The following is a 12803-nucleotide window of genomic DNA, read 5'->3' as shown; positions in this document are numbered from 1 at the left end:
TTTGGATAAAATGTGATCATACTATGAGACTGGTTATGAAATTCGGTGGCACCTCAATAGCAGATGGTGAAAAAATTCGTCATGTTGCTGGTCTGTTGAAGCGTTTCCATAATGAGGGGCATGAAGTTGTGGCAGTGACCTCGGCATTGGGTGGTGTCACTGATTTACTCCTGAACACAGCATGTGAAGTATCTCAGAACGGAAAAGTACCTCAGGTGAAGGAACTCATTAACATTTTAAAAGAAAAGCACTATAATGCAGCAAGAGCAGCTATTGATGATAAGCATACTGCTGATGCTACCATTGAGAACATTGACCGTAGAATAGATGAACTTGAAAAAGCGCTGATAGGAATATGTTATCTTGGTGAACTTACATCTAGATCAATTGATTATATCTCATCTTACGGTGAGCGCCTGGCTGTTCCTATAGTAGCAGGAGCTGTATCATCCCAGGGTATAAAATCCGGGGGGTTTACCGGCGGGGACGCAGGAATTATCACCAATAATGAATACGGCAATGCAAAACCCATAGACAGCACTTATGATACAGTAAACCAGAGAATCTCTCCTTTGCTTGCAGACCACATACCAATTGTTACAGGCTTTATTGCCGAGAATAGGGATGGTATCATCACCACTCTTGGAAGAGGTGGATCTGATTTTAGTGCATCAATCATTGCAGCTGCCATTGATGCAGATGAAATATGGTTGTGGAAGGAAGTACATGGTATCATGACCAGTGACCCAAAGATCGTTCCGCAAGCCAGAACAATTTCCCAGATATCCTACAAGGAGGCTATGGAATTGTCTTATTTTGGTGCAAAGGTACTCCATCCGCGGGCAATAGAGCCTGCCATTAGAAATGGGATACCTGTGCGTGTGAAAAATACTTTTGATCCTGGATTTGAGGGTACACTTATTGTGGCTGATGAAATGCAGATCGAGGATGTTGTAAAGGCGGTCACATTGATAGATAAGGTTGCTCTGATCAATATTTCAGGTGCAGAAATGGTAGGTGCTATAGGAACTGCTGCAAGGGTATTTACAGCACTTGCCAATGCATGTGTCAATATTATCATGATCAGTCAGGGCTCGTCCGAGGCTAACATGTCCATAGTGGTGGATGAAAAACATCTTGATGCTGCTGTTAGAGTGATCAAATCTGAATTTGGAAGGGACGTTGTGAGGGTGGCTTCCGATAAGGATATATGCGTGGTAGCAGTGGTTGGTGCAGGTATGGCAGGAATTCCCGGAGTTGCAGGCAGGGTATTTGGTGCTCTTGGAACCGAAACAATAAATGTGATCATGATCAGCCAGGGTTCTTCTCAGCATAATATTTCTTTTGTTGTACATGAAAGGGATTCTGTCAGAGCTGTACGTATCCTGCACAGTGAATTTGAACTTGAATCTGATTTTGAGAGGCATGAGAAGTGAACCGAAAAAACCTAACATATGCAGAATCCGGTGTTGATATCCAACAGGAAGAATCAACAATAAAAGCACTGACAAGCAAGTTTGTATACCGAAGACAAGGTCTGGGTTCGGCTTTGATGGATGTTGGACACTATGCAGGACTGATTGATTTTGGAGAATATGCTCTTGCCATGACTACAGATGGAGTAGGTTCCAAGGTACTGATAGCAAATGAGATGAAAAAGTGGAACACGGTCGGTATTGACTGTATAGCAATGAATGTGAATGACCTGCTGGCAACAGGCGCTGAACCGGTTGCTTTTGTTGATTACCTGGCACTTGAATCCCACAGTGAAATATTTGCAGAGCAGATAGGAGAAGGACTGGTAAAAGGTGCCCAGATTTCAAAGATGTCAATAGTTGGAGGTGAAACTGCTACTCTTCCGGAGATAATCAGGGGCTTTGACCTGGCAGGTGCATGCCTTGGAATGGTAAAAAAAGAGGAAATAATTACCGGTGAGAATATAAGGCCTGGAGATGCTATTGTTGGTATTCCTTCCAGCGGGGTTCACAGTAATGGATACACTCTTGTAAGAAAGATAATGGAAGCTTCAGATTATTCATATCATGATCCATTTCCCTTTGATACATCCAGGACAATTGGTGATGTTTTGCTTGAACCTACCAGGATCTACATGGAGGTACTTGACGTTATCCGGAAGATGGAAGTACATGGGCTTGCCCATATTACAGGAAGCGGACTGCTAAAATTGAGACGTATTACAGACTTTGGGTTTGACATTCATGATCCAATTGAATCCTCTGATATCTTCAAGTTCCTGCAAAAAGAGGGAAATGTTGATGACCTGGAAATGTATAAAACATTTAATATGGGAATGGGTTTTGTGATTGTTGTTCCCAGGGAAATGGCAGAAATGGCTGCTGAAATGGTCAATGGAAAAGTGGTTGGCAGTATCTGTGAGGATGGAATAAAGGTCAGGGACCTTGTGATTGAATAAGCACTAAAGAGGTTGTGTAATCAATAATGGTATGTTTAAATGATCTTAATTATGAAATCCTGCTAAGGGATGCCACACCTGATGAGTGTGAAAAGCTTATACGGGATGTGTGTGAAGAAGTATATTTTGTGCCTGCAGGATATAAAATATATGATATTCCCCTGATTGGAAGTGAATACATTCCGGTTGGTACCAGGGGCTCTTCAATTGTTTTCAGGTTCATCAAACCCTGTATTGGTCTGTTCGTTCTGGAAGTTAAAGATGCTCAGGATGAAATCGAAAGATTAAGGTCAGGCAGGGATGTGATTAAAGAGACCTGAATAATATCATTATATTTTTGTTTTTTGTGTATTATCTGCAATCCACTTAAGAAACGAAGCTGAAGGAAACTCATGTATTGAGGTAAGTATAACTGCTCCTTGACCCAGTTTTTCAATGATCATTACAGGCTCGCCTCTATCATTGCAGATGGCTGGATCATGGCATCCGGAAAAGTATCCATCACATTCTACAGGTATATCAGTATTCTCAACAATTGAGTGTGCTCCATGCTCATCTTCTCCGGCCACATTCAGCAGGGTTGATTCATGGTTTTGCCTGTATTGTATGTCAAAAGGCAGCCATTTATATTCATAGGATTCGACTGCAGGCCCGTATATGACAAGCATTCCTCCGTCTTCAACGAACCTCTTGAGTTTATCTGAGCATTTTTCAATATCTGGCAGGATTTTTGTGTAGTCTGGATTTGCAAATCCTGTGGGTATGATTATACTTCTGCATGGAGGCAGGTATGGAGTATTCAATGCACTTGAATGCACTCTTGTACAGGTAAATCCATGCTCCTGAAACAACTTTTCAAAAAGTATGGGTGAATCCCAGATAATTATAAAATCTGTCATGAATTACGATAGGTGACTGAATAAATATTAATTTTATCCAGTGATTATTATTTACTATCCTCAATCCTCTCAAATATTATTAGAGTGGATGTATGGGTTGCATTGAATCTGTATCCACTTGCTTCAAATATGGATGAAAAATACTTGGTGATTGTGGATATGGCTCTCTTATCACGGTAGTCGTGATGTACTATTAAAGTTTCATTTCCCGGCTTGAGATTGATCTCTATATTATTTACCAGTCTGTATACTGAAAACTGATCTTTGAATAATATGAGCAGGTCTACAAGATCTATTTTGTCAATGGGAATATTTGCCTTTGATTCAATGATCCTGACACCATTTGCAATCTCTCCTGCAATGAATTCTTCAAACTGATCCCTGGGGAGTGCAACAATATTGTACCCCGATTCAATGTATTCACTGATCACCCTGTGCCAGAACTTATAGTTATTGTTGATCTCTTTATATACTGGCTCAAGATATCCAAAGTGCTTTTTGATACCTTCAGGTATTTCTGTAAATGGTTCATCTGTCCGGACCAGATCGATGCTAAGTTTTCCGGGTTTTCTATGGATGTTCTCTATATCCACTTTTTTCCATGATGCCAGAAATAGAACTATGTTCAGGGCAATGAATTCATTGAAATTATTGTTCTTATTCGATATTTCTACTCTTATTTTTTCTGATCCGGAAGTATCTATGGAGGTAATTGAAGTCTGACATTGCCAGTTATATTTTTTGACCATTTCCTTGATATAACCATCAAACTCACCAACTGTACTGAATGCAAAGGGATCAATGACCTGGTTAATGATTTCTAATTCAGGAATTAGACCTCTGCTGTTTTTTAGAAGCCAATCAAGCAGATGGCGATTGATTATTATTTTATCTTCATCTGTCATGCACTGATTACATTTCAGGATTTCTACAGCCTCTTCAACTGATCCCTGATTTTTCAGGGCAATGTCTGTGAGTTTTATTGCATCACGTATAGCTGCACTGAAATTGCCATTCTGTTTTTCGACCAGTGGCTGCAATTTCATGAAATCTTTTTCATCAAGAGAAATATTCTTTCTAATTAACATTGAGAAATCCCTGCTACGTTTTTCCAGATGTTTTTTCAAATTTCTACAAAGGGGTAATTAATTTTTTTATGTCAGAAAATATATATTATGATCGGATTATAAAATTTAGGAACCTGAGAAATTTAAACATATCAGTATTTTCACAGTTTCATTTTAACATTTAAATTATTATTAGTATTGTTATTTATAAATTTCTTTTTTAACTGATCTAATGAAGAAAAACAGTTTTTAGATAAGCAGAATTCGCATTTTATGCAAAATAAGTCCCAAAAAGAAACATTAAAAGGTCTAATTTTTGATATTGGCTGATATCAGGAAACAGTGTTGATTGAATAAAAAAAGAAAACTGGTTTAGAAGATCAAACCAGTTTATTTATTGGATGGTTTTCATCCAGGATTTCTATGTTGAGTTCCTTTGCAGTTTCTGCCAGCATTATGTCAACCATGGCAGTTGCCGGGAATACAGTTTTTGCATTCTCGATCGGACCATATAGCTGGAAATTGGAACTGAGTATCTGAGCAACAAGGTTTGTTCCTATATCAGTTGGAAGATAAACCTCTCTTCTTTCTTCTTTTGTTTCAAAGGTCTTCTTGTAGGTCTTCATCCAGTCCCATGCAGACGCAAGGTTGTGATATCCGCCACCAACAGGAAGGCCAAGTCTTCCTTTAATTGTTATGATACTTCTCATGGTTGCACCTGCACCTGCACCAAGAGGTGTTGCTGCAACATCTACCAGAGGCTTTGTGATTCCACATTCTTTTGCAATTTCCAGCATGCCTTTATCCTGGCCTGCTCCACCGGTTTCCAGAATATCGATCTTTCCCTTTACAGTAGGGTCTGTTGCATTGAAAGCCAGCACAATGGCAGCTTCTATATCACTGTCGGTAATGGCTTCAATTTCCTGATCATGTATACTTGCGTTTATGGAGTTGTATATTGCTCTGTCAGCAACACCTATCTCAGATGCGTACTTTGCTGCAAAGGCACGTACATCTCCTGCTGATGAGTCGATCAGGAATGGTGTGCTATCATCGATTTCAACAAACCAGTCAATGTAATTCTTCATTGCTTCGGTTGTTTCTCCTACGATCTGGTTAACGTATGGGTTTCCGGTTACATCTCCCATCTCTTCCTGGGATTTCCAGAGAGTTTCAGCAGCCTCCTTGTCAAAAACACCTTTGTCTTCGTCAGAAACAATCTTATGTCTGGCATAAAACATTGTGCCTACCAGGACTGTAGGATACTGACCTGGCTGACCGCCAAAATTAATCCCTCCGACTTCATATACTTCCTGTTTCTTGTCAAATTTAAACATTTAAACACCTCGGTTAATAAATTATCGATGACAGTGAGATATAGAGCAGGAATATTATTATTCCAATCACTGCTCCATACAGTATTCCTATATCTCTTCCCATTTTTTTGCCTATACGCTGTGCTACTTCACTGTTGAAGAACTCAACCTTTTCATCGATACGGTCAAGCTTTTTCATAACCTGCTCGTAATCATCAGTATCCACTACTGCAATTGGAATCGCGTTCTTTTCATCACTCATATTATAACACCTGCCATATAATCACTGGAAGTATGATTACAAACAACAGTGCAAGAACAAATCCAATTGAAAAACCTACCATGCTCGCAGCACCTACACCCGAATCCAGTTTCTGGTTACGGGCTATCAACTGTGCACGGTATTCTATACTCTTGACAGTAGATTCAACAGTACCCATCTGGGGGTTAACTATTGTAGGAACACCATGTCCCTGCATATCTTCGCTCATGCAAAATCACCTCCCGAATAACAAAAGGCCAAGTATTGTCAATGAAATTACCAGCCCCATCATTATGCCTTCGATTTTACCGGCATGAACTCCTGAATGGAATTTGTTCATTACACCGGCCTGAATCATTTCTCTATCGATGTCCCGTATTCTTGCCTGGATGGCCGCAACTTCTGCAGCCATTGGCTTAATACCGGTAGCTGCTTCTTCTTCTGCACCGTCTTCTCCGACTTTAACAACCATTGGGTCTGCATCAAATGCATCAGGATCCCTGGAAGCAAGCTCTTTGATCTTGGAGGTGATCTCTGACATGTTCTCTGTACCTATCAGGTCCACGCACTCGATCTGCTGCTGGAACCTCTCAATGGCTTCGGGTGTCAGATTCTCCACATAGGGGATTGCGCCTACTGCACCAACAATCCTGTTTTCTTTTACACCGTTTTGATGAATCTTAAGGAATGCATCCCCTGTAATGTGACCTTTTACTTCAGACCCTGTTATCAGTAGATAACGTATGTTCGGGTTGGATATTATATGTGCAAGCACCTTTTCAAGTCCCAGGTTCTCTGTTTTACAGGGACCTGTAATAGCTGCACCGGCTTCCAGCTGGGGTTCTGCAGGCAGGTGTGAACCAAGTGTAATTACTGCAACACAGTTCTTCACATCTCCTATATCATATTCTCCTTTCAGAATCGGCCATTCTGGTGCAGGTTCTCTTTTCTCTGCCATATCAGATCACCCCTCCTATAAGGGCCATTATGTATATTATGAATGCAAGCAGCCCTGAAAATACAAGACCTGCAAGTATTCCATAGAAAGCACCTGTTACAATACCTGCTGAATAGGAAGCTCTGTCCCTGTTTGGGAATGAGGATAGCAGGGGTTTATCAGGAGTCAATGAATTGATCAGATCATCAGCAACAAGATCCAGCTTATCAACCTGTGTCAAAAGCGGATCCATGGAATAACTGATCACATCTTCTCTTTCCTCTGCTAATAGAGAGGTTTCCGGATCCAGCACAAGGTGTGCTTCCGGTGCTATATGTACCATGCTCAACTTAATTCCTCCTCTGTTGGCAATAAGCCTGTTCCAACGACTTTATATGCATCACGCTTGACCAGACTGTAGTATTTATTGAATGCAATGATCCATATCAACAGCCCTATAACCAGTGTCGGAACTGCGGATGCTATGCTTACTCCGGCAACCACTATTCCTGTTACGATCATGACAATGGAACCATCAACAAATGCGACTGCCAATGTACGGTCCTGCTTCTCATCGGGACCAAGGTTTGAGTTAAATGGATGCAGGATTGCAATGGCACCGATTATGAATACCAGGGCAATGAATCCATTGGCAACCACATGTGAAACGATGTTGTAGATTTCAAATGATCCTGCCATGGAAGTACTGACTCCTACAATTGTCAGCGTACCTGCAGCAGCAATCTCTGCGGTTGCAGTTTCCATGATGGGTACTCCCATCTTCATTATCCTGTTACCAAGTAATCCGATGATCAGACCAATGATCGTTGCAATGACCAGTGCTACCACAGGTCCGGCAATGCCTCCAACCTCAAGGCCAAACAGAGCTGCCACGATACCCATACCAATGGCAAGCATTCCAATTGAGGGAACACCGGTACCAATTCCATAGCTACATACTCTTCTTACAGTGTCGGCTCCCCACACAATGGCACATATTGCACCAAGAACGCCAAGGAATGAGAATGCAGGGCCAAACATGGTTGTGAGGAAATGTCCAGCATAGATTCCTATTAGGCTTCCAAGTATTCCAAATACCATAATTTTCTTGGGAGGTATTGCACTGCTTGCTTTCTTAGGAGTTCCTCCGGCTGCCATTTTATAGACCTCCTATAGTAATCAAACTCAGAATTCCGCTAATGAACGTTACAATTATTGAAGAGACCACAGCCTTTGGCAGTCTTTTGAACTTGGGATCATGGAACCCTTCAGTGGTACCACCTATGTTATAGGAAGCAATTACTGCATTAATGAAGAATATTGCAACTGAAAAGATACTTGCAAGTCCAATGACGTTGAGAGCTGAGGTTCCGTTTGTGACACTTAGCAGGGCAAAGTATACCATTGCACCACCGAGTCCACCGAGTCCTCCGCCAATGATTCCACTGATAAAGCATGATGTTGGAACACCGTGTCCCTCAGTACCCTGTGAGATGTACAGGTCCTGCCTGTCTCTTGTTATAGGGTCATATTTTATCTTCGCTGATGCAGGGGGGACCCCAACACCGTATATGTAAATCATATTGCCTACAAGCATTGTGCTTCCTATCATTATCATGGCTCCTACCATACCTGAAGCAATGACAAGGAGTAGATTGTCCGTGACCTGCATTACAGCTCCGGCTGCAACCAGTCCGGTAAGTCCTGCTCCAGCTGCCAGCTGAACAGTTCCGGTACCTACACCGGTAGACTGTGCCATAGCAGCAGGTGCTCCACCAACAGGTACAAAATGAACTCCGATTGCAACAAGCAATCCACCAACTATGATCAGCAGTAGATATAATATGTTTTCAGCTATGATTGCTGCAAAATCTATCATGCTGCCACCTCTTCTTTATCTGCTTTGTAAGGCCCGTAGGTATTTCTTGCAGATACTTCCAGTTTTCTGTTAAATATGATTAATATCAGTACTATAATAAGTCCTGCAATGACTGATAGCCATCCAATTGTCAGGCTTATGGAAGGATCAAAGACCAGTGTGATCCATCCGCTTAAAAAGACTGTCATTGCAAAGGCAATACCTGTAGCAGGTCCTCCGAACCTGGAACAGAACCATAAATTATCAATTCCGTTACGCAGTCCGGCTTCACCCTTTCTTACAATGTTACCAGACTGTGCAGCATTCAGGCCTGCACCAAATTCAGTGTTCTGGAACTGTCTTTCAGCTCCGTAGTGGACATCACCAGTAGATGAGCCGATCGCACCAACTGCAATACCCCATATAAATGCTAGCAATGCCAGTGGGAACGGATGACCCAGAGCAGTGATCATAAGATATGAAATAATTACAATTGAAAACGTTGTGACAAACGCGAATGCCATTATGGCTACTATATGGGATCTTAGAACATCCAGATATATTGGCTGCTTGAAACGGTTCTGACTTGCCGGTCTTCCAAAGAAAGACATAGTCGAATATGATCCATGTGCAAGAGCTGCAACCAGTGCACCAATAGCAACTGAGAATAAAACGGACATTCCCATTGAATCCATTAATATTGCAGTTGTCGTACCACCTATTGCACACATCAGTGCATTTGATGGTGGTTCTCCGGAAATTGCTTTATTGAATATTCTATGTGGATACATCATCTGGGGCGCAAGCTGTACCTGTGAATTGGGATTACTCTGTGATCCGACATCAGATTCCAGATCTTCTGACATGCCGGCAATCGCAGCAGCAGCACCCATCAATGCTAATACACCCATACCTATGAGTGGTTCCATTCATTTTCCTCCTTTGTATTTATATTTTAATTTAATTAAGTAATTGATGTGCTATGCTGAGCACGCTATAGCTATCGATTATTCTACATCAACAGATATGATATAGACTAATGTCAACGGTATTTGAATACATTGAATCCTTCATAAACTTTTCGAATTCACTGTTAGGCGCTAGTTTTCTTTTTGTGTGACAAAAAATATTAATTCGAGTCTGCAATGATTCAGACTAAAAGTTTAATCAGATAGTCTATTTACAGCAAATCTTATATAGGTATAAAAACATACCTCGAAATATTACAATGGTTGCAATACATTGCCGTATTGTTTGTGGTAAATGCAGATGTGGCTTTGATGGGTGAGATTGTGGATATGGAAAAAACAAACCATTATCAGAAATTCCGAAAAATGGATGGAAAGGACTACGGGGATGTTACCCGCTTTTTGAAAAAGACCACTCATCTTACTGCCAGAGAATGGATGATAGCTCACCTGTGCTCTGATTTTCGTGATATATCCAATCATTCACAGATGACCTGGATAGGTGAGAATCTGCCGGATCTTGTTCCTTTTGTCACTGAACCCTACTCAAGGCATGAAGTATCCAACTCACTTTCAGCTTTCAAGAAAAAAGTAAGACGGAGTGGAACTACTTTCTTCTATGCCTATTATGCAGGACTCATATCGAAGGAAGAGATGATATCTCTTATACATACTATTGTGTCGGATCTTGAAAAACTCACCAAGACGGAAGGTAATGAGGTACCGGAGTCCCACGATATTGAGGTTCAGAGACTGATTACCGATGTTTTCAGAAGGATCAACGAGCAGATGATCGAATGATTAATAGAAATCCTTAAGGGTTCTGCTCCTGGAAAGTACAGCTGCACATCATGGACATGTCAATGTTTCGCACTCTTTGTGCCTGTACTCTTGAGACATATAATTTCTGCCCTCCCAGATCTATTATAATATCACTGGGTTTTTGTGGCTTGATGTTAACAGGAAGTACAAGAGGCCCTGAACATGTGGTACAGACACGATAGTCCTTTTTCTTTTGTAGAATATAAGATTTGATCTCAGGGTCAACGGTAATCTGATCTGATATTGTATCGATTTTTTTGTTCATGATATTTCATTGATGCATATTCTCAATTAAGAAGGTATGGGTTCACCCTAAATTTAAATTCGATGAAGTCTATCTATTATACTATGCTGATGAAAGACAAAGGTAAACTGGTAATATGGCCTTCATATATAGATAAGTCTAAATCAAGAAGCAAAGGACGCATAATTTCAAAAAAGAAATCTATAAAGGACCCGCAGTTAACAGAAATTGAAACTGCTGCAGCAAAACTTGATCTTCATCCTGAGGTCGAAGCTGATAAAAGATATCCAAAATCATGGTGGGAGATGAGTGGCAGAGTACTGGTGGAAAATATCGAACCAAAGACTGTGACTGCAAGGAAAATAGCTGATACTATCAGGAAGATAAGAGGCGATAAATGAAAGTTTTCTGGTCATTAGCTTGATGCACTGGTATAATTAGTCCAATACAAGTGTCAGGAGGTATTATATGAAAAATATTATGATAAATGTCAGGGGAATGACATGCCAGCACTGCAAAATGGCAGTTGAAAAAGCGCTGATGTCAACAGAAGGAGTGCATGGCGTGTCCGTGGATCTTGATAAAGGCACTGTATCAGTTGAATACGATGATCAACGTACTGATCCTGAAAAAATAAGAGCTTCAATAGTTTCTGCAGGATATGATCCTCAATCCTGACATTAAATTGTATAATTTTTTTAGATACTACTTTATATCCATCGAATTAATTATATATGGTTAAATGTTAATTAACATGTATAATTAGTAAAAATATCTAATATCATTTTTGTACTCACTGGAGTTCTAATTGTGGAGGAAAACACTAAAATTGAAATAAAGGATGTATCCAAAATATTTGGAAAGAATCCGAAAAAAGTTTTGAAATTGCTGGATGAAGGCTTATCCAAAGCTGAGATACTGGAAAGGACCGGTCACAATGTTGGTCTCTATAAGCTCAATTTTGAGATCAAAAGCGGTGAGATTTTTGTAATCATGGGTCTTTCAGGGTCCGGTAAATCTACTCTTCTCAGGTGCATAAATCGTCTTATAGAACCCACCACCGGTGAAATCCTGATTGATGATGACGACGTTATAAAAATGAAGCCTGAGAATCTTCGGGAACTTAGAAGGAATAAACTGGGTATGGTCTTCCAGAACTTTGGTCTTCTTCCTCATAGAAGTGTCATTGATAACGTGGCCTATGGTCTGGAAGTTAGAGGTATAGAGAAAGAGCAGAGATATGAAAAAGCCCTTGAAGCTATTGAAAACGTTGGGCTTAAAGGACATGAGAACAGTGACATTTCAGAGCTTAGTGGAGGAATGCAGCAGAGGGTTGGTCTTGCAAGAGCTCTTGCAACGGATCCTGATATTCTGCTCATGGATGAGGCTTTCAGTGCTCTTGATCCTCTTATACGAAGCGAGATGCAGGATGAACTTCTGGCACTTCAGGACCGGATGCAGAAGACTATAGTTTTTGTGTCACACGACCTTGATGAAGCACTCAAGCTGGGTGACAGGATTCTTCTAATGAATGAAGGTAAAGCTGTGCAGATCGGTACAGCAGAGGAAATACTCACAAATCCTGCAGATGATTATGTAGCAAAGTTCGTTGCCGGAGTTGACAGGTCCAAAGTACTTCTGGCAGAAGCTGTAATGAAACGTCCTGATCCTGTAATTTCAATCAATTCAAGCCTGAAGGTTGCAGTTCAGCTGATGAAGAAACATGGAATATCTTCAATATATGTAGTGGATCGAAATAAGATACTGAAAGGTTTTGTTACAATCGATAAGGCAATAGATGGCATAAAAGAGAGTAAGAAGATAGAGGATGTCATGGGTGAAGATGTACATAAGACTGCTCCTGATACTCCATTGAATGAACTGATTCCAATTATTGAATCGCATTCTCCTCTTGCTGTGGTTGATGAAAAGGACAAACTTATTGGTGTGGTAGTTAGAGGAAGTGTTCTTGGTGCACTTGCAATGGAGGACTGAA

At 40.7% G+C, this 12803-nt stretch carries 18 protein-coding genes; 7 read left to right on the top strand and 11 right to left on the bottom strand.

Annotated elements, in window-relative coordinates; all coding sequences use genetic code 11:
* Positions 1-23 precede the first annotated feature (23 nt).
* Genes MZHIL_RS08690 through MZHIL_RS08680 form a run of 3 tightly spaced genes read left to right on the top strand, consistent with a single transcriptional unit; the run spans position 24 to position 2754 of the window.
* Positions 24-1436, top strand: coding sequence for an aspartate kinase (locus MZHIL_RS08690; RefSeq protein ID WP_048815562.1), 1413 nt, complete (start codon positions 24-26; stop codon positions 1434-1436).
* Complete coding sequence (purM, locus tag MZHIL_RS08685; protein WP_013898999.1) at positions 1433-2434, top strand: phosphoribosylformylglycinamidine cyclo-ligase; 1002 nt, start codon at positions 1433-1435, stop codon at positions 2432-2434. The genes MZHIL_RS08690 and purM overlap by 4 nt, the downstream gene beginning before the upstream one ends.
* Positions 2435-2460: 26 nt before the next feature.
* Positions 2461-2754: a DUF1894 domain-containing protein gene (locus tag MZHIL_RS08680; RefSeq protein ID WP_013898998.1), complete on the top strand. Its 294-nt coding sequence runs from the start codon at positions 2461-2463 to the stop codon at positions 2752-2754.
* 9 nt (positions 2755-2763) lie between these two features.
* Here MZHIL_RS08680 and MZHIL_RS08675 read toward each other — a convergent pair whose 3' ends face one another.
* The 10 genes from MZHIL_RS08675 to mtrE form a co-directional block, all read right to left on the bottom strand.
* Entirely contained in the window at positions 2764-3333 is a 570-nt protein-coding gene (locus MZHIL_RS08675; RefSeq protein ID WP_013898997.1) for a hypothetical protein, read from the bottom strand.
* Between the two features lie 47 nt (positions 3334-3380).
* Positions 3381-4421, bottom strand: a complete 1041-nt coding sequence (locus MZHIL_RS08670; protein ID WP_013898996.1) for a hypothetical protein — start codon at positions 4419-4421, stop codon at positions 3381-3383.
* A 359-nt stretch (positions 4422-4780) separates the two neighbouring features.
* Positions 4781-5737, bottom strand: coding sequence for a tetrahydromethanopterin S-methyltransferase subunit H (mtrH, locus tag MZHIL_RS08665; RefSeq protein WP_013898995.1), 957 nt, complete (start codon positions 5735-5737; stop codon positions 4781-4783).
* A gap of 13 nt (positions 5738-5750) precedes the next feature.
* Positions 5751-5978, bottom strand: a complete 228-nt coding sequence (gene mtrG, locus MZHIL_RS08660) for a tetrahydromethanopterin S-methyltransferase subunit MtrG (protein WP_013898994.1) — start codon at positions 5976-5978, stop codon at positions 5751-5753.
* A 1-nt stretch (position 5979) separates the two neighbouring features.
* A complete protein-coding gene (locus tag MZHIL_RS08655) occupies positions 5980-6207 on the bottom strand; it encodes a tetrahydromethanopterin S-methyltransferase subunit F (RefSeq protein ID WP_013898993.1) in 228 nt (75 codons plus the stop codon).
* A 6-nt stretch (positions 6208-6213) separates the two neighbouring features.
* Positions 6214-6936 (bottom strand): tetrahydromethanopterin S-methyltransferase subunit A, encoded by a 723-nt coding sequence (gene mtrA, locus MZHIL_RS08650; RefSeq protein WP_013898992.1) that lies wholly within the window; start codon positions 6934-6936, stop codon positions 6214-6216.
* A gap of 1 nt (position 6937) precedes the next feature.
* Positions 6938-7264, bottom strand: coding sequence for a tetrahydromethanopterin S-methyltransferase subunit B (locus tag MZHIL_RS08645; RefSeq protein ID WP_013898991.1), 327 nt, complete (start codon positions 7262-7264; stop codon positions 6938-6940).
* A complete protein-coding gene (gene mtrC, locus MZHIL_RS08640; protein WP_013898990.1) occupies positions 7261-8073 on the bottom strand; it encodes a tetrahydromethanopterin S-methyltransferase subunit MtrC in 813 nt (270 codons plus the stop codon). The genes MZHIL_RS08645 and mtrC overlap by 4 nt, the downstream gene beginning before the upstream one ends.
* A gap of 1 nt (position 8074) precedes the next feature.
* A complete protein-coding gene (gene mtrD, locus MZHIL_RS08635; RefSeq protein ID WP_013898989.1) occupies positions 8075-8794 on the bottom strand; it encodes a tetrahydromethanopterin S-methyltransferase subunit D in 720 nt (239 codons plus the stop codon).
* Positions 8791-9702, bottom strand: a complete 912-nt coding sequence (gene mtrE, locus MZHIL_RS08630) for a tetrahydromethanopterin S-methyltransferase subunit E (RefSeq protein WP_013898988.1) — start codon at positions 9700-9702, stop codon at positions 8791-8793. The genes mtrD and mtrE overlap by 4 nt, the downstream gene beginning before the upstream one ends.
* Before the next feature lie 351 nt (positions 9703-10053).
* Here mtrE and MZHIL_RS08625 point away from each other — a divergent pair, with 351 nt between their 5' ends.
* On the top strand, positions 10054-10542 hold the full coding sequence (locus MZHIL_RS08625) for a DUF5806 family protein (RefSeq protein WP_245527539.1): 489 nt from the start codon (positions 10054-10056) through the stop codon (positions 10540-10542).
* 13 nt (positions 10543-10555) lie between these two features.
* On the opposite strand, the gene MZHIL_RS08620 is transcribed toward MZHIL_RS08625, so the two are convergent.
* Complete coding sequence (locus MZHIL_RS08620) at positions 10556-10828, bottom strand: hypothetical protein (protein ID WP_013898986.1); 273 nt, start codon at positions 10826-10828, stop codon at positions 10556-10558.
* Between the two features lie 89 nt (positions 10829-10917).
* Here MZHIL_RS08620 and MZHIL_RS08615 point away from each other — a divergent pair, with 89 nt between their 5' ends.
* The 3 genes from MZHIL_RS08615 (at position 10918) to MZHIL_RS08605 (ending at position 12802) form a co-directional block, all read left to right on the top strand.
* Positions 10918-11208: a signal recognition particle protein Srp19 gene (locus MZHIL_RS08615; protein ID WP_048815701.1), complete on the top strand. Its 291-nt coding sequence runs from the start codon at positions 10918-10920 to the stop codon at positions 11206-11208.
* 67 nt (positions 11209-11275) lie between these two features.
* On the top strand, positions 11276-11485 hold the full coding sequence (locus tag MZHIL_RS08610) for a heavy-metal-associated domain-containing protein (protein ID WP_013898984.1): 210 nt from the start codon (positions 11276-11278) through the stop codon (positions 11483-11485).
* 132 nt (positions 11486-11617) lie between these two features.
* Positions 11618-12802 carry a quaternary amine ABC transporter ATP-binding protein gene (locus MZHIL_RS08605; protein ID WP_013898983.1) on the top strand — a complete coding sequence of 395 codons (1185 nt, stop codon included), beginning with the start codon at positions 11618-11620 and terminating at the stop codon, positions 12800-12802.
* Position 12803: the final 1 nt, after the last annotated feature.

The organism is Methanosalsum zhilinae DSM 4017 (assembly GCF_000217995.1).
Taxonomy (GTDB): domain Archaea; phylum Halobacteriota; class Methanosarcinia; order Methanosarcinales; family Methanosarcinaceae; genus Methanosalsum; species Methanosalsum zhilinae.
Note: the sequence above shows the minus strand (reverse complement) of the source record. Positions and strands in the feature narration are given on the sequence as shown.